The organism is Ancylobacter pratisalsi, assembly GCF_010669125.1.
Taxonomy (GTDB): domain Bacteria; phylum Pseudomonadota; class Alphaproteobacteria; order Rhizobiales; family Xanthobacteraceae; genus Ancylobacter; species Ancylobacter pratisalsi.
Genome location: NZ_CP048630.1, coordinates 1,813,844 through 1,835,891, shown reverse-complemented (window position 1 = coordinate 1,835,891; position 22,048 = coordinate 1,813,844). Strand labels below are relative to the sequence as shown.

At 64.9% G+C, this 22,048-nt stretch carries 20 protein-coding genes and 2 tRNA genes; 13 read left to right on the top strand and 9 right to left on the bottom strand.

Translation table 11 applies throughout. From position 1 onward, the window contains the following. Positions 1-2: 2 nt before the first annotated feature. From ubiE to G3A50_RS08690, 3 genes are all read right to left on the bottom strand, one after another. The gene (ubiE, locus tag G3A50_RS08700; RefSeq protein ID WP_163074866.1) at positions 3-785 is read right to left on the bottom strand and encodes a bifunctional demethylmenaquinone methyltransferase/2-methoxy-6-polyprenyl-1,4-benzoquinol methylase UbiE; all 783 of its coding nucleotides are present in this window, start codon (positions 783-785) and stop codon (positions 3-5) included. Between the two features lie 110 nt (positions 786-895). Then, positions 896-1,810 (bottom strand): L,D-transpeptidase, encoded by a 915-nt coding sequence (locus G3A50_RS22385; protein WP_170308633.1) that lies wholly within the window; start codon positions 1,808-1,810, stop codon positions 896-898. 125 nt (positions 1,811-1,935) lie between these two features. Next, positions 1,936-2,415, bottom strand: a complete 480-nt coding sequence (locus G3A50_RS08690; protein WP_163074865.1) for a hypothetical protein — start codon at positions 2,413-2,415, stop codon at positions 1,936-1,938. A 197-nt stretch (positions 2,416-2,612) separates the two neighbouring features. Between G3A50_RS08690 and G3A50_RS08685 the strand changes: the two genes are divergently transcribed. The 7 genes from G3A50_RS08685 (at position 2,613) to G3A50_RS08655 (ending at position 9,322) form a co-directional block, all read left to right on the top strand. After that, positions 2,613-3,149, top strand: a complete 537-nt coding sequence (locus G3A50_RS08685; protein ID WP_163074864.1) for a GNAT family N-acetyltransferase — start codon at positions 2,613-2,615, stop codon at positions 3,147-3,149. Positions 3,150-3,153: 4 nt separating this feature from the next. Next, the gene (locus G3A50_RS08680) at positions 3,154-4,047 is read left to right on the top strand and encodes a DMT family transporter (RefSeq protein ID WP_163074863.1); all 894 of its coding nucleotides are present in this window, start codon (positions 3,154-3,156) and stop codon (positions 4,045-4,047) included. Positions 4,048-4,136: 89 nt separating this feature from the next. Then, positions 4,137-5,357, top strand: a complete 1,221-nt coding sequence (locus tag G3A50_RS08675) for an ABC transporter substrate-binding protein (protein ID WP_163074862.1) — start codon at positions 4,137-4,139, stop codon at positions 5,355-5,357. Between the two features lie 30 nt (positions 5,358-5,387). Next, positions 5,388-7,301 carry an ABC transporter permease gene (locus G3A50_RS08670; protein WP_163074861.1) on the top strand — a complete coding sequence of 638 codons (1,914 nt, stop codon included), beginning with the start codon at positions 5,388-5,390 and terminating at the stop codon, positions 7,299-7,301. Next, on the top strand, positions 7,280-8,059 hold the full coding sequence (locus G3A50_RS08665; RefSeq protein ID WP_163074860.1) for an ABC transporter ATP-binding protein: 780 nt from the start codon (positions 7,280-7,282) through the stop codon (positions 8,057-8,059). Before G3A50_RS08670 ends, G3A50_RS08665 begins: the two co-directional genes overlap by 22 nt. Next, complete coding sequence (locus G3A50_RS08660; RefSeq protein WP_163074859.1) at positions 8,056-8,775, top strand: ABC transporter ATP-binding protein; 720 nt, start codon at positions 8,056-8,058, stop codon at positions 8,773-8,775. The genes G3A50_RS08665 and G3A50_RS08660 overlap by 4 nt, the downstream gene beginning before the upstream one ends. Positions 8,776-8,860: 85 nt before the next feature. Then, positions 8,861-9,322, top strand: a complete 462-nt coding sequence (locus tag G3A50_RS08655; protein ID WP_163074858.1) for a MarR family winged helix-turn-helix transcriptional regulator — start codon at positions 8,861-8,863, stop codon at positions 9,320-9,322. Here the strand turns inward: G3A50_RS08655 and G3A50_RS08650 are convergent. Then, entirely contained in the window at positions 9,319-10,059 is a 741-nt protein-coding gene (locus G3A50_RS08650; protein ID WP_163074857.1) for an aspartate/glutamate racemase family protein, read from the bottom strand. The two genes, G3A50_RS08655 and G3A50_RS08650, sit on opposite strands and share 4 nt — an antisense overlap. A 765-nt stretch (positions 10,060-10,824) precedes the next feature. Then, positions 10,825-10,899: transfer RNA gene (locus G3A50_RS08645), tRNA-Gln, on the bottom strand. Positions 10,900-11,063: 164 nt separating this feature from the next. On the opposite strand from G3A50_RS08645, the gene G3A50_RS08640 reads away from it, so the two are divergent. The 4 genes from G3A50_RS08640 (at position 11,064) to treY (ending at position 17,775) form a co-directional block, all read left to right on the top strand. Then, positions 11,064-11,140: transfer RNA gene (locus G3A50_RS08640), tRNA-Pro, on the top strand. Between the two features lie 226 nt (positions 11,141-11,366). Continuing rightward, on the top strand, positions 11,367-13,430 hold the full coding sequence (gene glgX / locus G3A50_RS08635) for a glycogen debranching protein GlgX (RefSeq protein ID WP_163074856.1): 2,064 nt from the start codon (positions 11,367-11,369) through the stop codon (positions 13,428-13,430). After that, positions 13,427-15,223: a malto-oligosyltrehalose trehalohydrolase gene (treZ, locus tag G3A50_RS08630; RefSeq protein WP_163074855.1), complete on the top strand. Its 1,797-nt coding sequence runs from the start codon at positions 13,427-13,429 to the stop codon at positions 15,221-15,223. Before glgX ends, treZ begins: the two co-directional genes overlap by 4 nt. Then, positions 15,220-17,775, top strand: coding sequence for a malto-oligosyltrehalose synthase (treY, locus tag G3A50_RS08625; protein WP_163074854.1), 2,556 nt, complete (start codon positions 15,220-15,222; stop codon positions 17,773-17,775). The genes treZ and treY overlap by 4 nt, the downstream gene beginning before the upstream one ends. Before the next feature lie 2 nt (positions 17,776-17,777). Here treY and G3A50_RS08620 read toward each other — a convergent pair whose 3' ends face one another. Next, entirely contained in the window at positions 17,778-18,317 is a 540-nt protein-coding gene (locus tag G3A50_RS08620; RefSeq protein ID WP_163074853.1) for a YciE/YciF ferroxidase family protein, read from the bottom strand. A gap of 250 nt (positions 18,318-18,567) precedes the next feature. Here G3A50_RS08620 and G3A50_RS08615 point away from each other — a divergent pair, with 250 nt between their 5' ends. Continuing rightward, the gene (locus tag G3A50_RS08615) at positions 18,568-18,933 is read left to right on the top strand and encodes a DUF2934 domain-containing protein (RefSeq protein ID WP_163074852.1); all 366 of its coding nucleotides are present in this window, start codon (positions 18,568-18,570) and stop codon (positions 18,931-18,933) included. On the opposite strand, the gene G3A50_RS08610 is transcribed toward G3A50_RS08615, so the two are convergent. Then, positions 18,867-19,481 (bottom strand): carbonic anhydrase, encoded by a 615-nt coding sequence (locus tag G3A50_RS08610; RefSeq protein ID WP_163074851.1) that lies wholly within the window; start codon positions 19,479-19,481, stop codon positions 18,867-18,869. The genes G3A50_RS08615 and G3A50_RS08610 overlap by 67 nt on opposite strands. A gap of 140 nt (positions 19,482-19,621) precedes the next feature. On the opposite strand from G3A50_RS08610, the gene G3A50_RS08605 reads away from it, so the two are divergent. Next, positions 19,622-20,533 carry an MBL fold metallo-hydrolase gene (locus tag G3A50_RS08605; protein ID WP_163074850.1) on the top strand — a complete coding sequence of 304 codons (912 nt, stop codon included), beginning with the start codon at positions 19,622-19,624 and terminating at the stop codon, positions 20,531-20,533. 4 nt (positions 20,534-20,537) lie between these two features. Here G3A50_RS08605 and G3A50_RS08600 read toward each other — a convergent pair whose 3' ends face one another. Together G3A50_RS08600 and G3A50_RS08595 are read right to left on the bottom strand one after the other, a co-directional pair. Further along, entirely contained in the window at positions 20,538-21,323 is a 786-nt protein-coding gene (locus G3A50_RS08600; RefSeq protein ID WP_163074849.1) for a DUF1499 domain-containing protein, read from the bottom strand. Further along, entirely contained in the window at positions 21,320-22,042 is a 723-nt protein-coding gene (locus G3A50_RS08595) for an HAD family hydrolase (RefSeq protein WP_163074848.1), read from the bottom strand. Before G3A50_RS08595 ends, G3A50_RS08600 begins: the two co-directional genes overlap by 4 nt. Between the last annotated feature and the right edge of the window lie 6 nt (positions 22,043-22,048).

Here is a 22,048-nt window from a genome sequence, read left to right as displayed (position 1 = left end):
CGCTAGATCCGCACGCCGGAATGCAGGGCAACGACGCCGCCGGTGAGCGGCGTGAACGAGACCCGTCGAAGACCGGCCTTCTCCATCATGCCGGCAAACGCCTCGGGCGAGGGGAAGCGACGGATGGATTCAACGAGGTATTGGTAGGATTCGGCGTCGCCGGTCACGAGCTTGCCGATCCCGGGAATGAGCTTGAACGAATAGGTATCGTAGATCGTGTCGAGAAGGGGCACGTCGACGCGGGAGAACTCGAGCACGAAACAGCGCCCACCGGGCTTCAGGACGCGGCGCATTTCGGACAGCGCCTTGTCCATGCGGGGCACATTTCGGATGCCGAAGGCGATTGTTGTCGCGTCAAAGGAGCGATCCGGGAACGGGAGCTCCTCGGCATTGGCTTCCACAAACTCGACGCGGTCGGACAGGCCGAGCCCGCCCGCGCGCTCGCGGCCCACGGCAAGCATGCCCCCATTGATGTCGACGACCGTTGCCCGGGTCTGCGGTCCGCCGGCTTCCACGGTGCGGAACGAGACATCCCCCGTCCCTCCGGCCACGTCCAGCAGCGCGAAGGGGCGCTCGTTCCTGGGCGGGCGCAGCCGCGACACCAGAAGGTCCTTCCACGCCCGATGCAGCCCCATCGACATCAGGTCGTTCATGAGGTCATAGCGGCGCGCGACCGAGTGGAACACGTCGTCCACCAGCTTCTGCTTCTCGCCAAGCGGCACCGTCTTGAAGCCGAAATGGGTGTCGGCGACGGCCTCGCCCGCAGCTTCCGTGCTCGCACCCATCTGTCTCGCCGCTCCAGTATTCGATCCGAAATCGGGCGGACCATAGCGGAGCGGACGCGCGCATCCAAGCGCCGCCCCGTCCAGTTTCGGGGGCGGGCCGCCCGACGCTTTCAGATGACCCGGACCAGAGTGCCGACGCCCACGCGATTATAGAGGTCGATGACGTCTTCGTTCCGCATGCGGATGCAGCCCGAGGACACGGCCTGGCCGATGGTGTCGGGCTCGTTGGAGCCGTGGATGCGGTAGAGCGTGTTGCCGAGATAGAGCGCGCGGGCGCCGAGCGGATTGTCCGGGCCGCCGGGCATCATGTCGGGTAGGTCGGGGCGCCGAGCCACCATCTCCGCAGGCGGACGCCAGTCGGGCCATTCGCGCTTGTTGGAAATGCGCTGGGAGCCGCTCCAGGCGAAGCCTTCCCGACCGACACCGATGCCATAGCGCACCGCTTTGCCGCCGGGCTGGATGAGATAGAGGAAGCGAGCGCCGGTATCGACGATGATCGTGCCTGGTGGGTCCGAGCTGCTGTAGCTCACCACGTGCCGGTCGAACTTGCGGTCGACACCCTTGCCGCCGCTGACCTCGCGATGAACCGGAAGGTCGGGGCCGTCCTCGTCGTAATAGTCGTCGTCAGTGCTCGGGCTGGCGACGGCCATCTGGGGAGCGGCGCCCCTCGCATCGTGCCTGCCAGCACGCGATGGATTTGGAACACCGCCGCGCGGGACCGCGCCATACACGCCGCCGCCGGTGCCATAGGCGGTGCCGACGCCGAGCGTTCCCGCGCCGTAGCCGGAATTGGCACCTCGACTTGGTGATTCATAGACTCGTCCGGGCGGATAGACGTTGCGCGCGCCAGGCTGCCACCCACGTCCACCGCTCTGCGTCGAGCCACCGCCGGAAAAGACCCGATAGGACGATTCAAATCCATAGATGCTGCTCTGGGCCGCGGCCGGTGCCGCCCAAATGAACAGCGACAGGGTCGGCACGGCCACCAGCCAGGCCGCCGGGGGCGGGCGCCGGCGGCTTTTCATGTCGGTTCCGGCAGGGCGCGAATCACGCATGGCGGTGGCAACCTGATCCCACTTCAATAACCACAGTTTCTGCGGCCATGGTTAATGAAGGGTTAGCTATTACCGTCGTGTTTCCCTCCGCTGCCTCAGGGGCAGCGGACATAAACCATGGTGCCGTAGCGGCCGGCCACTTCCGGGTCGACCCATTTCAGAACCATCACCTGCCCGTCGAAGCGCACGACCTCACGGTCGGTCTCGGCGCCCGGGGGCTCGTCCGGCAGGCCGATATAGGTCGGGCCGGGCAGGATCTGCTTCGACACCACCTCCGACGGCTGCGACTGGTCGGCGAGATACATCATGAAGCCACCAGAGGGGCCTGCACTGATGACATAAGGCTGGCGACAGCCCTGGCGCGCCTGCGCCTCGGTGCGGCTTGCATCCTCGGGGCGATGATAGGCGGCAAGGCCCCATTTGCCCACGACCTGCTGCGCCGTGATCGGCGAAGTGAACTGCGGCGCTGCCGGTGCGGCGACGGGCGGCGGCGCCGACGAGGAGGCGCAGGCGGCAACAAGGGAAGCTGCCGCGGCGATCACGGCAAAACGCAGGAAGCGGTGGCAAGGATTCATCGAGCACTCCGGGACGAAAGGATACCGGACGGACATTCGAGGGCTGGGCATACGCCCTCACGAATGAGATTCGGACGCAAACATAATGATTGAGCTTTACGCGAGATGGCCAGCCGAACATAGTCCGGGCGCGTCAGAACGTCGAATATTGACGCGAACGTCGTCGGGATCGTGCCTGATCAGGCAGAGTGTGAATTGTGGTCGACCTTGTTATCCGGCCGGCGGCTGATGCCGATGCCGATGGCGATGCCATCGCCGAGCTGATGGCTCTGGCTTTCGCCGAATATGAGGGCTGCATCTTCGACCGCGCGGCCGAGTTTCCCGAGCTCGACGCCATCGCCAGTCATTTCGCGGCCCGCAACGGCGCGATCTGGGTGGCCGAGCTGGACGGCGCGGTTGTGGGATCGCTCGCGATCGCACCGAGCCGGGATGCGGGCAGGCCGCCTGGCGCCATGGAGATCACCAAGGTTTACGTGGCGCGCGCGGTTCGCCGCCGTGGCGTCGCGCGCGCTCTTTTCACCCGGGCACTGGCGCTTGCAGAGCAGCGCGGGGCGCCACAGGTGCATCTGTGGACTGACACGCGCTTCGTCGATGCCCATCGTTTCTATGAGAGCTGCGGCTTCGAGCGCTCCGCGGGTGCCCGAGAACTCCGCGATCTTTCGGCGACGTGGGAGTATCCCTACTGCCTCGCGCTGAGCACCGCAGCTTCGCCCGTCGCTTCCCTCGAGAACTGATCCCATGTCACGTTCCTCTGTCGCCCCGGCCCTTATCGCGGTGGCGGGCATCGGCCTGCTGTCCTTGATGGACGGGCTGATCAAGTATGTCTCCGTCGAGCACGCGACCACGCAGGTCGCGGCGCTACGCTATGCGTTCGGTGCCGTGTTCGCCTTTGCCGTTTTCCGGGCTTCGGGGACGGCATGGCCAAACTGGGCGACGCTGCGCCCGCATGCGTGGCGTTCGGTGATCGTCGCCGTCACCGCCCTTTCCTTCTTCTATTCGCTGTCCGTTCTGCCGCTGGCCACGGCCCTGGCGCTGTCCTTCACCTCCCCGATCTTCATCGCCATGCTTGCGGCGGTTGTGCTCGGCGAGCGACCTGGGAAGTCGATTTACATCGCTCTTGTGCTTGGCTTTGTGGGGGTGCTCGTGGTGCTTTCCGACGAGCTTGGCCGTGGCGAGGCGCGTGGTGACGTCTTTGGCGTTGCTGCCGCGCTGGTGGCCGCCGTCACCTATGCCGCGGCCATGGTCACGCTGAAAAGTCGAGCGGCCCGTGACCCGCTACCCACCATCGTGCTTCTTCAGAACGGCTTCGCCGGGCTGCTGCTCGCCCCGGCGGGCCTCGCGCACTGGACCACGCCGGGTGGTTTGGAACTGATGCTGTTCGCCGCCATTGGCCTGCTCGGTACGGGCGGGCATTTGTGCATGACATGGGCGTATGGCCGGGCCGATGCCAGCCGGCTCGGGGTGCTGGAGTACACGGCCTTCGTATGGGCCGGCGCCATCGGGTTCATCATTTTCGGCGAGGTGCCGGCACCAAGCACGCTGATCGGCGCCGCGCTGATCGTGGGTGGCGCTCTTATCGCCTCGCGTGGCGCGCCAAATGTCGCCAAACCCGAGATTGAGGTCGGACCCTGATTTCTTTCCCTAACGTTTGTTCCGGGGTGGACGGGCGGTCCGAGCGCGATACGTTGACGAGGTCGAAGGCAACCAATCGGGGATTAGAGATGCGCCGTCCTTACCCTCTGCGTGCGGTGGCCGCGGGGGCCATGTTGATATTGGCCGCCATCGGCGTCCCCCATGCAGCCAGAGCTGCAGAGCCGATCCGGATTGGCGAGCTGAACAGCTACAAGGCTCAGCCCGCGTTTCTCGATCCCTATCGCAAGGGGATGCAGCTCGCTGTCGAGGAGATCAATGCCGCGGGCGGCATCAACGGGCGGCCGATCGAACTGATCTCGCGCGATGATGGCGGCAATCCCGGCGATGCGGTGCGTGTGGCGGAGGAACTGGTGACGCGCGAGCGTGTCGACGTGCTCGCGGGCACCTTTCTGTCCCATGTCGGACTGGCCGTGGCGGGCTATGCTGGCAAGCGCAAGGTCTTCTTCCTCGCGGCCGAGCCGCTGACCGACAAGATCACCTGGGCCGACGGCAACCGCTACACGTTCCGCCTGCGCCCATCGACCTACATGCAGGTCGCGATGCTGCTGCCCGAGGCTGTGGCCGCCAACCGCAAGCGCTGGGCGCTGGTCTATCCCAATTACGAATATGGCCAGTCGGCGGCGGAGACCTTCAAGACGCTGCTGAAGCAGGCACAGCCCGACGTGGAATTTGTGGCCGAACAGGCGACGCCGCTCGGCAAACTCGATGCCGGGCCGGTGGTCCAGGCCCTTGCGGATGCAAAGCCGGACGCCGTCTTCAATGTGCTCTTCGCCGCCGACCTCGCGCGCTTCGTCCGTGAGGCGGATAATCGCCGCGCACTGGAGAACGTGTTCGTCGTCAGCCTGCTTTCAGGCGAGCCGGAATATCTCGATCCGCTGAAGGGTGAGGCGCCGGTCGGCTGGGTGGTGACCGGCTATCCCTGGTACGATATCGATATTCCCGAGCATAAGACGTTTCTGGAGGCCTACCGGAAAGCCTATGGGGATTACCCGCGCCTCGGATCGATTGTCGGCTACACCACGATCAAGTCGATCGCGGCGGGTATCGCGAAAGCCGGCGGCACCGATACCGAGAAGCTGGTCGACGCGTTCGAAGGGCTGGATGTGTTGGGGCCGTTCGGGCCGTTTACCTACCGGGCCAGCGATCATCAGGCGACGATCGGGGCCTTTGTCGGTACGACGGCGCTCAGGGATGGCGGCGGAGTCATGAGCGATCCGAAATATGTCGATGGCCTTTCCGTGCTGCCCTCCGATGCCGAGGTGAAGGCGCTGCGTCCGGCACAGAACTGACGCGGTCCGACAGGCGGCGGAAAGGCCGGAATGCCGTTCGACACCTCCCTTCTTCAGTCGCTCCTGTTCCAGTGCGTGAACGGGTTTGCCTCCGCGTCGGGCCTCTTCCTGGTGGCGGCTGGGCTGTCGATCATCTTTGGCGTCACCCGCATCGTGAACATGGCCCATGGCTCGTTCTACATGCTGGGCCTTTATGGCGCGGTGACGCTGGCGCCTGTGCTTGGTCAGGTGCTGGGCCCCGAGCTTGGCTACTGGAGCGCGGTGGCCGGCGCAGCACTGGCCGTGGCCGTGCTTGGCGCCGGGGTTGAAGTGCTGTTGCTGCGCCGGATCTATGGCGCTCCGGAGCTGTACCAGCTCCTGGCGACCTTCGCGCTACTACTCGTGATCAGCGATGCCGTACTCTATCTCTGGGGGCCTGAGGATATTCTCGGGCCGCGCGCGCCGGGCCTGTCCGGTTCGGTGGAACTGCTCGGCCGGCGCCTGCCGCGCTACGACATCTTCCTTGCCGTCGCGGGGCCGGCCGTGCTCGTGGGGCTGCACCTGCTGCTCGTGCGCAGCCGCTTTGGACGGCTGATCCGGGCAGCAACCCAGGATCGCGAAATGGTGGCCGCGCTCGGCATTAACGAGGCGCTGCTGTTTACTGCGGTCTTCGCGCTTGGAGCGGGCATTGCGGGCCTCGGCGGCGCGCTGCAGATGGCACGCGAGCCGGCCAACCTGGCCATCGACCTGTCGGTTCTTGGCGATGCGTTCGTTGTCGTCGTGATCGGCGGCATGGGTTCGATCCGCGGCGCCTATGTCGCCGCAGTTCTGGTGGCGCAGGTGAAGGCGTTGTGCATCGCGCTCGGCATGGTCGAGATCGGCGGGCTGGCCTTCAACCTGTCGAAACTGACGCTGGTCGCCGAGTTCCTGGTCATGGCGGTGGTGCTGGTGGTGCGCCCGCACGGACTGTTCGGGCGCCTTCAGGTCGTCGTCGCGCACCGCGGGGCCGCTGAGCCGCCCCTGCTTCCCTTCGGGCGCATCGCCCGCACAGGGGTCCTTGCCGGGCTCGCCCTCCTGTCGGCGTTGCCCTTGCTCGACGCGACCTTTCCCTATGCGCCGGTGGTGGCCCTCGACATGCTGATCGCGGTGCTGTTCGCCGCCTCGCTGCATTTCATCATGGGCCCGGGTGGCATGGATTCGTTCGGCCATGCGGCCTATTTCGGCCTCGGCGCCTACGGGACGGCGCTGGCGGCGACCGTGCTCGGTGCACCGACGCCTCTCGCTCTTCTGGCCGGTATCGTCGTCGCCGGATGCGGCGCAGTGCTGTTTGGTTGGTTCTGCGTGCGGCTCAACGGCGTTTATCTTGCCATGCTCACGCTCGCCTTCGCCCAGATCGTCTGGTCGGTCGCGTTCCAGTGGGAGGATGTAACCGGCGGCTCGAACGGTATTTTCGGCGTATGGCCGGACTGGCCTCTGGACAGTCGCGGGGGGCTGTACCTCGCGGGGCTGGGGCTTGTCGCGTGTCTGCTCTTTGTGCTGCGGCGGCTGGTCTTTTCCCCCTTCGGTCTCGCCCTGCGCGCGACTCGCGATTCGAGCCTGCGCGCGGAGGCGTTGGGCATTCCGGTGACGCGGGTGCGTTGGCTGGCCTTCGCGATCGCCGGAACGATGTGCGGCGCCGCGGGTGGCCTGTTCACCTTCGCCAAGGGATCGATCTCGCCGGAAGCGGTCTCGGTGGGCAGGTCCATCGACGGGTTGGTGATGGTGCTGCTCGGCGGACTGGAGAGCCTGGTCGGGCCGATACTGGGCGCGGCGACACTGACATTGCTGCAGGACAATGTGATGCGCGAGACCGACTACTGGCGTGCGCTGCTCGGTGTGCTGATCCTTGCCACTGTCCTCGTCGCGCCCGGCGGCATCGCTGGCGGCCTGCGTCGGATCCGGAGATGGGCGGAGCGGGCGTGGTGAACGTGCTTGAGGTTAAGGGACTGACCAAATCCTATGGCGGAGTGCGGGCGCTCGAGGGCGCAAGCTTCAGCATCGGCGCGGGCGAACTGTTGGCGCTCATCGGCCCCAACGGCGCCGGCAAGTCGACGTGCTTCAACATTGTCAACGGCCAGCTGCGGCCCGATCGCGGCAGTGTTTGTCTTGCCGGGCGCGACGTGACGGGGCTGCCTCCCCGCCGCATGGCCCGCCTCGGTGTCGGCCGGACCTTCCAGATCGCGGCCGTCTTCGATTCGATGACGGTGTTGGAAAATGTCCAGACCGCGCTCCTCGCCGCGCGCCGCGCCGTGTTCGGCATGTGGCGCGCCGCCGCCGGCATGGAGCGCGAGGACGCGCTTGTGTTGCTTGAGCAGACGGGCATGGCGCAGCACGCGCACAGACCGGCAGGAGAACTCGCCTATGGTGACGTGAAACGGCTGGAACTCGCCATGGCGATGGCTGGAAATCCCAAGCTCCTGCTCATGGACGAGCCGACGGCTGGCATGGCAGCGGCCGAGCGCCTCGCCCTGATCGATCTCGTGAAACGTCTCACCCGATCGCGCGGCCTCGCGGTTCTGTTCACCGAGCATTCCATGGATGTCGTGTTTGGTCATGCCGACCGGGTCGTGGTGCTCGCACGCGGGCAGATCATCGCGGATGGCAGCGTCGAGGCGGTACGTTCCGATCCCCAGGTTCGCGCCCTTTATCTGGGAACCGGGTCGGTGACGGGCGAGCGGTCATGAGTGTGCCGGTTCTGGAAGTCGATGGCCTGAATGCTTGGTATGGCGATGCCCAGATCCTGTTCGAACTTTCGCTCGAGGTTCGGAAGGGCGAAGCGGTAGCGCTGGTCGGACCGAACGGCGCCGGCAAATCGACCACGATGAAAGCCGTGATGGGCCTGGTTCGCCGGAGCGCGCGGCGCCTCCTGTTCGAAGGCAGGGACATTTCGTCGTTGCCCACCTATCGGATCGCCCGGCTTGGCATCGGCTACGTCCCCGAGGACAGGCGGATCTTCACCGACCTCACGGTCGCCGAAAATCTCGATATCGCAGCCCGATCCAGCGCAGAGGCTCGGGACGCGCCGGTGTGGAGCCGGGAAACCCTGTTCGAACTGTTCCCAAATCTCGCCCGGATGCAGGACCGGCGGGGTTCGGCGATGTCCGGCGGCGAGCAGCAGATGCTGTCGATGGCGCGCGCCCTAGTGTCTAATCCACAACTTCTAATACTTGATGAGCCTTCCGAAGGAGTCGCGCCCATCATTGTGGAACAAATGATTCATGCGCTGCGCGCGCTCAAGGCCAGTGGGTTGTCGATCCTTATTTCAGAACAGAATTACGCCGTGTGCGAAGCGCTGTGTAATCGTTCTTACGTTATCGAGCAGGGTGAAATGCGTTGGAATGGGGAGATTGGGGACCTAAGACAGCGCAGTAATCAGAGCTCAGCCTTTTCATCTGATTGAAAACAATTTACGAATGCCATTGCAATGGGTTCTGGAGCCGGCTTGCTCAGAATCTAGCCTGTCCAAAAACAGCCTGGAGAGATTGATGACGGCGGAGGACCGCGCGAAGGCAGCCAATGCCGACGATGACGCGGTTGAATTGTACCGCTTGGATGACCAGGTGGGTTTTCTCATGCGTATCGTCAATCAGCGCCATACAGCCTTGTTCATGTCCCGGATGGTCGCGGGACTGACCCCACCCCAGTTCGCCACGCTTGCCAAACTGCGGGAGGTCGGTCCTTGCTCTCAAAACCGGCTCGGACGCCTCGTGTACCTGGATGCCGCGACCATCAAGGGCGTGGTCGATCGTCTTATCGGCCGAGGTTTTGTGATGACCGCCGATGATCCCCTGGATCGCCGCCGCCGCGCCATCGGTTTGACCGACAGCGGCATGACGACAGCCGATCAGGCGATCGAGGCGGCGAAGGCAATCAGCGCCGCCACTCTCGAACCGCTTTCCCCTGAAGAGCGCGAGCAGATCATCATTATGCTGAAGAAGCTGAGCTAGGTTTCGCGCGGCGCGAAATCCGCCAGGCGGCCGAGATAGGGCTTTGACCGCGGCGGTGCGTAGGCGCCCGCCTTCGAGGTCGTCAGACCGGTCCGCGCCAGCCCTTCCGCCAGCGTTACCGCACAGGCCACGCCGTCGACGACCGGAACGCCATGCTCCTCGCCGAGTGCTCTGGCGAGGTCAGCCATGCCCGCGCAGCCGAGGACGACGGCCTCCGCCCGATCTTCGCGCACGGCGCGACCAATCTCCGCCGAAATGCGCGCCCGCGCATCGGAGAGCGGATCCTCAAGCTCCAGGACGGCGACGTCGGACGCGCGTACGGCACAGCAGCGTCGATCGAGCCCGTAGCGCTGCAGATTCGCCTCGATGACCGGAATCGAGCGCGCCAGCGTGGTGACGACTGCGAAACGGTGGGAGATCAGGCTGGCCATGTGGAAACCGGCTTCGCCGATGCCTATCACGGGTGCCCCCGCCAGCGCACGGGCGGCGTCCAGGCCGGTGTCATCGAAGCAGGCAATGATATGAGCGTCGACGCCCGCGGATTCCGCCTCGGTGATCGCGGCAAGCAGGCCCGGCAGCGCCAGCGCATCGTCATAGAAACCTTCGATGGATGCAGGCCCCATCGCCGAGGTCGCCGCCAGGATGTCGGTATCCGGCCCGGCGACCACGCGCGCGGCAGCGGCGATCTTGTCGGTCATCGAGGCGGTGGTGTTCGGATTGACGATGTGGATGCGCACGGACCGACCGCAAGTCTTGAAGGGGGAGCGTGGATTATCTAGCACGCGTGCTGGTTGGGACGGGAGGTGTCTCTGCTTTTTTCTCAACAAGCCTATGTTTTGCAAGGATCTCCTTGCTGGTGTCTGGATTTCTGGTGCGCGGGCCAGGCGCGCTGACATGCTTGGTCCGCCTTAATCGAAGGACCGCTCGCGTTATGACAAGGCGGATCTTGAGCCGCATGGGCGGGGATGCCAGAGGCGCAGAGCGATGCTCAGCCACTTTTTTGGGCCACAGACAGGTCCGCTTCCATGGAATTTCACAGCACCGAGCTTCTATCGGAGTCCGTGCGACTGGAGTGCGCCCCTGCGGGCTTTCGGCAAAGCCGAGGTCCTCTTCGGCGCCGTTTCATCTTGAAGCTCGGTCATTGCACCCGTGCCATGGGTTTGTCCGGCTGACAGGTTGCGGGCTCCGGCTTGCTCTACGAGCGGTGCACTTCACAAAAGGTCCCGCCCCGGCGAGGGTTCCGGTGCCGCTCATCCTCGCCAAGAAAAATTGGCAGGTGGAGCTGAATCCGCATCAGGACAATTTGCCGAAGCCTGCCCTCGAGGGTGTCGACCATGTCGAGGGCATGGAAAAAGTATTTTATGTCAGATGCTTAGCGGACTGTTGCGTCGCGCCTAGTCGATTGCGTCGTCCCGAAATGGGCGCGCAAAAACCTCGCGGGCGGGCATGCCCGTGGGTGTGTCGGCGAAATTATCTCAATAATGTCAGCGTCTTACAGGAATTGGCTGGGGCGGGAGGATTCGAACCTCCGCATGGGGGAATCAAAATCCCCTGCCTTACCACTTGGCGACGCCCCAACGGGCGAGCAGGCCCGTATCGGCGCGGACATAGCCACAGGAGCGCGCCGCTTTCAACCGTGCTGGAGGGGTCGATTGTCTCTCCTTACACACATGATCCACCGGAACCGACGCCAGCACCCTTGCGGGTGCCCTCATTCGCATGCTAGAGGCTCGCGCCGCGGCGGAGTGTAGCGCAGCCTGGTAGCGCACCTCGTTCGGGACGAGGGGGTCGCAGGTTCAAATCCTGCCACTCCGACCACTATTTCCCGAGATATTTCAGACCAATACCACCGCAAGCCTCCCCTCCGGGGGAGGCGGCCGTGGTTGCAAAGAACCGTCGGATTCGCCGTCGCCCCGCGCCAACGCCCCGCGCCCGGGCGTGCTGCCCGTTATGGCCATCGATCAAAAATCGTGCTGCGCTGCGGGAACGGCTTGGCGCGCAGTATGTTCTCGTCGGACAGGGGCTGATGGGGACGATGGCATTCATGAGACGCGTAAATCCGGGGTACGCATTTCCTCTCGGCGTGACGGTCGACCGTACCGGCACGAATTTCGCTCTTTTTTCGGACAATGCGGTTGGAGTCACGCTTTGCCTGTTCGATCGCACCGGAGAGACCGAGCTCGAGCGAATCGATCTGCATGAATGCACCAACGGCGTCTGGCATTGCCATTTGCCCGGCATCGGGCGCGGCCAGGTCTATGGATGGCGCGTTGCCGGCCCCTGGGCGCCGGAAGAGGGCCACCGGTTCAATTTCAACAAGCTTCTGCTCGACCCCTACGCGCGCGCACTCGTTGGCGGGATCACCTGGGACGACGCGCTCTACGGCTACACGATAGACGGCAGCGCCGATTCGGACTTGCGCATGGACGAGCGCGACAGCGCCGCCTTCATGCCCAAGGCGCGCGTGGTAACGGGCGCTCCGCTGGTGGCGACGTCGCATCCGCGCGTCTTCTGGCCGAAGACCGTGATCTATGAGGGGCATGTGCGCGGGCTGACCATGCGCCATCCCTTCATTCCGGATTCGATCCGGGGCACCTTCACGGCCCTGGGCCAACCTGAATTCGTCGACCAGCTGGTTCGACTCGGCGTAACCGCGCTCGAGCTGATGCCGGTTCATGCCTTTGCGCAGGACCGGCACCTCGTCGATCGCGGGCTCAGCAACTACTGGGGCTACAACACCCTCAGCTTCTTCGCGCCCGAGCCCAGCTTTCTCGGCGATGACGGGCTCGAATCAATCGGCGTGGCGGTCGACCGGCTGCATCAGGCCGGCATCGAGGTGATTCTCGACGTGGTCTACAACCACACCTGCGAGGGCAACCATCTGGGCCCCTCACTGTCCTTTCGCGGCATCGACAATGCGTCCTACTACCGGCTGCTGCCCGGTGACAGGCGCTACTATGACGACCTGACCGGCTGCGGCAACGCGATCAACACCGACCATCCGCGCGTGCTTCAGATGATCATGGACTCGCTGCGCATGTGGTCGCAGCTCTATGGCATCGACGGATTCCGTTTCGACCTCGCCGTCACGCTGGGCCGGCGCCCGGACGGATTTGATGCCGGCCACGCCTTCTTCAACGCGATCCTTCAGGACCCTGTCCTCGGCGACCTCAAGCTGATCGCCGAACCATGGGATGTCGGGCCGGGCGGCTATCAGCTTGGCGCCTTTCCGCCGGGTTTCTCGGAGTGGAACGGTGATTATCGCGATGTCGTCCGCCAGTTCTGGTGCGGCTCGGAAGGGCTGTTGCCGAGCTTCGCCACCCGGTTCGCGGCCTCGGCCGACATTTTTTCCGAAGGACGGCGCCGCCCCTGGTCGAGCGTGAACTTCATCACGGCCCATGACGGGTTCACGCTGCACGATCTCGTCTCCTACAACGACAAGCACAATGAGGCGAACGGCGAGGATAATCGCGACGGTCACGACGACAATCGAAGCTGGAATTGCGGCGTCGAGGGTGAGACCGACGATCCCGAGATTCTGGCACTGCGCCAACGCCAGAAGCGCAATCTGCTGGCCACGCTTTTCCTGAGCCAGGGCGTGCCGATGCTGCTTGGCGGCGATGAGCGCTCCAACTCTCAGGGCGGCAACAACAACGCCTATTGCCAGGACGACGAGATCGGCTGGATCGACTGGTCGGACGAGGATCCCGAGTTGACGGTGTTCGTCTCCCGCCTCGCGGAGCTGCGCAAGCGCAACTCTTCGCTGTCGCGCCCCGAGTTCCTGACCGGTGCGCGCAACGAGCTTGGCCAGCCGGACGTCGCCTGGTTCTCCAATAGCGGCCAACGCATGAGCGAGGACGACTGGGCCAATCCGCACAGCAAGTGCCTCACTGTGCGGCTCTCGCCACCTCTGCCGGGGGAGAATTCGCTGCTCATCATGCTCAATGCCTCCCATGTCGACGTGGACTTCGTCGCCCCACCCACCCAGTCGGGCGGCTGGGAGGCGATCCTTGCCACGGGCAATGATCTGGAAGGCATGCGCACGGCGCCCGGAGAGGTGTTCACCATGCCGGGGCGCACTTTGGTTGTATGGGAGTGGCGCGAATGAACGTGGGCCCGGACCCTATCCCTTCTGTCGTCACGACCCGCTTCGGGCCGATCGCCATTGCCGGTGGAACGCGCTTTCGGCTGTGGGCGCCCGATGCGGATTCGGTGGAACTGCTCGTCGAGGGTGCCGCGCCGCAGCTGATGCGCCGGTCGGGCGAGGGCTTTCATGAAATCGATGTCGCGGGAGCGGGACCCGGCACCGCCTATCTGTTCCGGATCGAAGGGCGGGATCTGCCCGATCCGGCCTCGCGTGGCCAGCGAGACGATACCGAGGGCTGGAGCCTGGTGCCGGCGGTGCCTCCCGCCGCGGCGCCGTTTCAGGCCCGTCCCTGGCATGAGGCGGTGATCGCGGAGCTCCATGTGGGGGCCGCGACGCCGGAGGGCACGTTCCGGGCCCTGATCGAACGGCTGGATCACTATCGCGACGCCGGCTTTACCGTGATCGAGCTGATGCCGCTCGCCGATTTTCCCGGCAGGTGGAATTGGGGGTATGACGGCGTGCTGCTTTTCGCGCCCGATCGCAGCTATGGCACGCCACAGGACCTTCACGCGCTCATTGAGGCCGCCCATGAGCGCGGCCTCGCGGTGATGCTGGACGTCGTCTACAATCATTTCGGACCCAGCGGGAATTTCCTGCCGCTCTACGCAAGCCCTTTCTTCCATGGAGATGTCCGCACCCCCTGGGGGCCGGCTGTCGATCTTGAGAATCCGCTGGTGCGGGGCTTTTTCGTCGAGAACGCGCAGTATTGGCTTGGCGAGATCGGTTTTGACGGGCTGCGCTTCGACGCTGTTCATGCCCTCACCACGCAGGGGGTCGAGCCCTTTCTGCGCGAGCTTGCCGCAGGCTGTCGGAATGTGAAGCCCGAGGCTTATCTGGTTCTCGAGAACCATGACAACGTGGCGGGCTGGATGACCCGCGGCGATGGGCTCTACGACGCGCAATGGAACGACGATTGGCACCATGTCTTCCATGTGCTCGCCACCGGCGAAACCCGTGGCTACTACCAACCCTATGCGGATGATCCGGTGGGGGGCGCCGGGCGCGCACTGGCGGAGGGTTTTGTCTTTCAGGGCGAACCCTATCCGGACGCGGACGGCGCGCCGCGCGGGGAGCTGTCGCGCGACTTGCCGCCGGATGCCTTTGTCAGCTTCATCCAGAACCATGACCATATCGGAAACAGGCCCCTCGGCGACCGGCTGGCCGGGAGCGTCGAGCCGAAGCGGCTGGCATTCCTGCGTTTCGTGCTGATGCTCTCGCCGGCCGTCCCGTTGTTGTTCATGGGCGAGGAGGCCATGCTGCCGACCGCTTTCCCGTTCTTCTGCGATTTTGAAGGGGACCTTGCTGACGCCGTCCGTAATGGGCGGCGGGCCGAATTTCCTGCCTTCTTCGAGGAGCACGACGCCTCGCGCTTTCCCGATCCATTGGATGAGGCGACCTTCCTTTCCGCGAAGCTGAGACCCGCCGATTTCACGAGCCGGGAGGCGCGGGCCGCTCTCGATGAATTCCATCGACTGGTGGAATTGCGCCGGCGTCTCGTGTGGCCGCTCACGGCGAGCGACTATCTCGGTGCCGATCAGGCGCGGGAGGAGACGGCCCTTCGGCTCGGCTGGCGCTTTGGGGCCGGCTCGCTGGTCATGGGGCTCAACCCCGGTACCGAGCGTGTGGTGATGGACGCACCTACGGGTCTGCCCGGCATGCCGGTCGCCGCCAGCGTGGGTGATGTCATCCATGAACCTGACGGACGACTGGCGCTTGGCCCGTTCTCGGCGGCGGTGTGGAGCCTGCCCGCATGACGGCGCCCGCGCTCATCGCCACCTATCGTCTTCAGTTCCATCATGACTTCCCTTTCGCTGCCGCGGCAGAGATCGTGCCCTATCTGGCGGCGCTCGGCGTGAGTCATGTCTACGCCTCTCCCGTCAGCGCGGCGGTCCCGGGCTCCATGCACGGCTATGATGTCGTCGACCCGAACCGCATCAGTCCAGAGCTGGGAGGCGAGACGGGTTTCGAGGCGCTTTGCGAGGCGCTCTCGGCCCATGGAATGGGCCTGATCCTTGATATCGTGCCGAACCACATGGCGGCGTCCAGTCACAATCCCTACTGGATGGAAACGCTGGAATTCGGGCACCACGCTCCCGCGGCCGCGATGTTCGACATCTACTGGGAAACGGGCAAGCTGTTGTTGCCGGTGCTGGGCGATCCCCTTGAAACGGTGCTCGCGGCCGGCCAGCTCTCTCTTCGCGCGGACTGGGAGGCGGGGCGGCTGATCGTTGCCTATGCCGACCATGCCTTTCCACTTGAGCCCGCTTCCGTCGCGCAGCTGCTGGCGCGCGCCGCGCGTGCCGAGCCTTCGCTTGAGCCTGCGGCCAGCGTGTGGGCGGCACTGGCATCCGGCAATGTGGGGCGCCCCGCCATTGCTGCGGCGCGCAGCGCGCTTCACGAGGCCGGAGTGAGCGCACGGCAGGCCGTGGAGGAGGAACTGGCAGGGGCCGACATGTCGGCGCTGCTGGAGAGCCAGCACTGGCGCCTCGCCTGGTGGCGGACCGCCGCCGACGAGCTGAACTATCGCCGCTTTTTCAACATCACCGACCTTGTCGGCGTGAGGGTGGAAGACCCCGACATATTCGAGATCGTGCACCAGCTGCCACTCTCGCTGGTGCGGCGCGGACAGGTCCATGGGCTGCGGATCGATCATGTCGATGGCCTCGTGGATCCGGCGGGCTACCTGGAGCGCCTGCGCGCGGCAGTCGGCCCGGATATCCCGATCTTCGTGGAGAAGATACTGGAACATGGCGAGGTTCTGCCTCTCTGGCCCGTCGAGGGAACGACGGGCTATGAGCGGCTGAACGACATCAACGGATTGTTCGTCGACAAGGCCGGCTATGCCGCGATGGAGGCCGAGCTGCGGGCGCGAAACCTGCTCTCGGGAACAACTGGCGAGCGTGTCATCGCGGCCAAACGGCAGATCATCGAGACCAGCCTTGCCGCCGAGCTTGACCTGTTGGTGCGCCTCGCGCGCGAAGGACTTGCCGCCGACATGGCGCGAGGGGATGTGACCGACGCGGCATTGCGCCGGGGCGTCATCGCGCTCGTCGTGCACTGTCCGGTCTATCGCAGCTATGCCACCGAGCATGGCTTTGGTGCGGCTGACATGGCCGTATGGACGGATATCCGTACGGCCGTGGAGGCCTCCGAGGATCCGTTGACGCTCGCGGCGGCGCGGCTGCTGCTGGACCGGCTCGAAGCGCCCGAGGTCGAAACCGACCGCGTGTTCCGCCGAAGGTCTCAGCAGATCACCGGACCGGTAATGGCCAAAGGCTATGAGGACACGGAGCTCTACCGCACGCCAATCCTGCTGTCGGTCAACGAGGTTGGTGGCAATCTCGACCATCCCTCCCGAACGCGGGAGGAGGTGCACCGCCTGTTCGAGGCGCGGGCGCGTGCGGGGACGCGTGACCTGATCTCGCTCGCGACCCATGACACCAAACGCGGTCCGGAAACCCGCGCCCGGCTTAATGTCCTCTCCCTGAGCCCCGACCTATGGATCGAGTTTCTGAGGGAGGTCGAGCCCTTGTGCGAACCATTGCGCGCTGCCGGCGAGGGACGCGGCGGACCGGACATTCTGGACGAACGGATGATCCATCAGACGCTTTACGCGACGTGGCCGATCTCCCAATCCCGCGTGGCCGGCTATCTTCGCAAGGCGCTGCGTGAGGCGAAGCGCAACAGCAACTGGGAAACGCCCGATCATCCCTACGAATCCGCCGTTGAGGCCTTCGCCGGCAAGCTGGTCGAAGGTTCGGAGGGAGAGGACTATCGGCAGGTCCTGCAGCGGCTGGTCTGCCGCCTTGCACCCACTGCTCGAATCTTCAGTCTGGCACAGGCGACGCTGCACCTTACCTTGCCGGGCGTGCCGGATATCTATCAGGGTACTGAGTTCCGCGACTTCTCGCTGGTCGATCCCGACAATCGTCGGCCCGTCGATTTCGGTCGGCGGGTCGCGGCGCTTTCGGGAGAAGGGCCAAGGGAGGACGTCGAGAAAGTCACCTTGATGCGTCATCTCCTGCGCTTGCGCCACGAACTCGGGTGCTTTTCGCGGGCCACTTATCGGCCGCTGGAGATGGAATCGTCGCCTTGGCGCTGGTTCGGTTTTGAGTTGAGGGGCGATCGGGATGGGCTCGCCATTGTCGTGCCGACCCGCGTGCCGCCTGGGGATTTGGCGCCAGAGGTCCATCTGACGCGGTCATTGGATCCGGGCTATACGGATCGTTCCGGCAAGGATGTTGCGACGGACACCCTTACCCTTGATCGAGAGCTTCCACTGCTTGTCGCGGTGTGTCGAGCGTGATGTCAGCTTGCCAACGGCATCATCGGCACAAGCGTTACCCGCCCGGCCTGCGCATTCAGCCGACGTTCCGCGAGCAAATACATGGCATCGGCCGCGCGCTTGTGCTGGGCCAGAGACTTCTGCATCAGCCGCGCGCCCTCGATATGACCCAGTTGGCGCATCCAGCCGATGATCGTGACGTATCGCGCGATAGTATAGTTCTCGACAGCCTGCATGGCGGCGGCGATGGCCGTATCGAGGACATGATAGTCGTCGATCTCGTCATTCAGTTCTTCGGCGCTGATGAAGATACCGTCTATCGCGGGGCATTCCACATGATTGGGAGCTGTATCGATACACCGGAACGCTTCCACAAGGCGCGCGATATTCTCACTCGACGCCTGCAGGCAACCGTCCAGTTCCCGCCTCAACAGCGCGTCGGAGGCCTTGCCGCGGAGCGCAGGCGCCGCCCGCGCTACCCGTCGTTCGCTGTAGTGCAGTTCGCCAAGTCCCTGACGGAGAAGATCGTCGAGTGACTTGATGTCCTTTGTCAGCAGTCCCATGACGATTTCCTCCCTGGGGCTTTATATTTGGCCGGAACGTTGCCCCAAACGCGTCTGAGGCTTTCGCAAACAACGCTTCCCAGGACAGCGGGTTCCTGCGTCTAATGACGAAATCGCCGTTGCAGCGCGGTTCTCCCAAGGGCTGATTGGTCACAAGGGAGAGTTGGGCCGGCGGTTAAATCCGCGAGTATGATTTGAGAGCTGAGTGATTCGACCGGCCGCCGACGCGGCCATTCCCGGGGATGACGCCATGGACGAGCTGCAGAACCGCATCCGTGAACGAGCCTATCTCCTGTGGGTCGAGGAAGGTCGGCCGCACGGGCGTGACGAGCATCACTGGCACATGGCTGTGCAGTTCATCGCGACCGAGGATGCCGCGGCTTCCGCAGGCGAGGTCGCGGCGCAGCCGAAGGCGCCGGCAAAAAAGCCGACGGTCGCCAAAAAATCCAAAGTTAAGCCTGTCGCGGCCGAAGCTGCACCGAAGAAGCCGGTGAAGACGCCGGCTCCGGCAGCTCAGGTGGCAGCTGTTCCGGAAACGGCAGAGCCCCCTCAGGCCGCGCCAAAGGTCCCGTCGGCCCGCAAGCGCTCCAAGACGCCGGTAGCGACAGCGAAGTAAGCGCCTTCAAGCACAAGCCGCCCGTCTTCCAGTCTTTCCTTGATCCAGGGAAAGGTCTGGAGGTTGCGGAGCGAGAGCTTGACGCACTGGTATTCGACGATCTTGCGGCGCTCGTTCGGGTCCTCGCTCAGATTGAGGGCGATATCGCGCGCGGGGGCTCCGATGTTGATCCAGTCGGCCAGAAAGTCCTTCGCGGCGGCGGGTGCGCCGTCGATCAGCGCGCCGGCGCCGCCGCACAAGGCGTGGCCGAGGACGACAATCTGTTTCACTTCCAGAACCCTCACCGCGAACTCGATCGCCGCGCTGGTGCCGTGATGGGCGTGGTCGGGTGGCGAATAGGGTGGCACAAGATTGGCCACGTTGCGCACGACGAAGAGCTCACCTGGGCCCGCGTCGAAGATCATGGTCGGATCGACGCGGCTGTCGGAACACGCAATGACAAGGGTCTGTGGTCGCTGGCCACGAGCGGCGAGCTTTTCGAACAGGGCTTTGCGCTCCGGCCACGCCTCGCTGCGGAACCGCCGGTAGCCATCCAGAAGATTGTCCATCGAGCGCCCTCCTTGCACAGTCAACCCTGCTGCATAATCGTGACGTGGGTCGCATGCAATTGGACAGTGGCTGCTGTCTCGACCTGCCACGTTCCTTGCGCTAGTCGAGAAGCGGCGAAACCGGTGCGGGAGATGCGTCCATGGCCGAGGATATTCCGTTCGATCGGCGTTTCGAGGCGGTTGCGGGGGTTGTCGAAACCGTCGCGCCGGGGATCCGCCGGGTCCTGGCGCCCAACCCCGGCCCTTTCACCTTCACCGGCAGCTGCAGCTACATCGTCGGGGAAGGCGACGTAGCGATCATCGATCCGGGCCCCGACGATGCCTCCCATGTCGCCGCGCTGCTGGGCGCGGTGCGGGGCGAACGGGTGACGCATATCTTCCTGACCCACACCCATCGCGACCACAGCGGCGCGCTGGAGGCCCTGCGCCTTGCGACCGGCGCGCCGACCTATGCCGAGGGTCCTCATCGCGCCGCCCGCCCCCTGCATGAAGGGGAGACCAATGCGCTCGATGCGGCGGCTGATCGCGGGTTCTTTCCCGATGTGGCGCTTTCCGACGGAGCGCGGGTCGAGGGCGCGGGCTGGACCCTGTCCGCTCTCCCCACACCCGGACACACGGCGAACCATATGGCCTTCGTGCTGGAAGGCGAGGGCGTCATTTTTGTGGGCGACCATGTGATGGCGTGGTCGACCTCGATCGTCGCACCGCCGGACGGCTCGATGAGCGATTATATGAACTCGCTGCGTCGTCTAGGTGAGCGGCCGGAAAGCCTCTACATGCCGGGCCATGGCGGCCCGGTGCGCGAGGGGCCGGCCTTTGTCGCACGTTATCTTCGTCATCGGGTGTCCCGCGAACAGGCGATCCTGCGGGCACTGACGCGTGGGCCAATGACGATCCCGGACATGGTGCGGGCCATCTATATCGGCCTTGATCCGCGACTTGCCGGTGCTGCAGGACTATCGACGCTCGCTCATATCGAGGATCTCGTCGCTCGCGGCGATGTGCTGACGGAAGGACCCGTGGCACTGGAGGGGGTCTTCGTCCGGTCCTGAGCGATCAGCGTCGCCGACGACCCTGCATTTCCGACAGCTCAGAGAGCAACGTGTCGATGCGCCGCGCATTCGAGCCGAAGTCGCGATCGCTGTTGCGCGACACGGAGCGCATGTCGACACGGGCTCCGTCGGCGATCGGGCGGATCCGGATCACGATGTCGTCGCGCAGGCCGAAGGGGAGGCTGCGCGCCACGGCCTCGATGCGCCCGTCCCGTACGCCGCCACGCGGTGGGACGGCATCGATGACGAGCCATTTGTGGCGGATGACGAGCTTCATCAGCGCGGCGTAAATGTCATCGGGCGGATCGTCGAACTCGATCTGCTTGATCTGCGGGTATGCCTCGCGTTGCTCCTCGGCGACGACATCCCCTGGATAGGCCAGGGGATTGGCGCTGCGCGAGCGCGCCATGGCGAGCGTGACGAATGCGGGTGGGTCTTCGGTATCGGTGGTGATGTCGTAGAGAACGGGCAGCCCCACGCTGAACGCGGCGACCGCCGCCATGGGCGTTATCAACATCAGCGCCAGCGCGGCGGCGCCGAGGATCCGCCCCAGGCCTCTCAGTCCTTCGTTCCAGATGACCACGAAGCCGGCCATGGCGAGCAGCAGAGCAAGCGCGGCAACCGCGATGCCGGCGATAACGGTGTAGAGGGCACTGCGGAAATCCAGCGCTTCGGTCGCATAGAGAACGAGGCCGATGAGCGTGACCGGCAGGGCGAAGATCGCGGTGCGCAGGCTCCATACCGCCAGCCGCGAGACCCGCTCCTCGATATAGAGTCGCCGGCGAATCACGACGCCATCTCCCGCGCGTCGGAAAAAATGAGGTCCACCAGGGCCTCGACATCGTCGACCACGAGATCGGCCTCCCCGGCGAAGTCGTCGACCGGTCCGGGTCCGCAGCGCACCAGAATCGCCCTCGCGCCAGCGGCGCGCGCGGTATCGAGGTCGTGGCGGGTATCGCCGACCAGCGCGACCTCATGGGGAGGGACGCCTGTCAGTTCGCAGAACGCTTCGACCATGCCTGGCGCCGGCTTGGGGCCATGACCGGAATCATAGCCATAGACCGCACTCATGAATCCTCCGATGCCGAGAAGTTCGATCTGGAGGCGCGCATTGGCCTCGGCGTCGTTGGTCGCGATGCCGAGCGGCAGGCCGGTGCGATGCAGCCGGGCGATGGTGCTGGCTGGCGAGCCGATCGGGGTCAGGAAACGCCGTCCCTCTTCCGTGAAAAGGCGATCCATCTCCTGGAAAAAGTCGGGATCGGCCGGGCGACCGAGCACTTCGGCCCAAAGCGGCCCGTATTGGCGCGAGGAACCCGCGATGAGCGGGGAGGTTTGCAGGAAACGCCGCTGCGCAGGCAGATAATGGCTGACCGCGTGGAGTTGCGCCAAGGCGGCGGCATCGCGTTGTGCGAGACGCTCCATCACGGCCCCGGCAGCGGGACCCCAGGTGCGGTCGAAATCGACCAGCGTACCGTCTTTGTCGAACAGAATGGCGCGAAGAGCGTTCACTGGGAG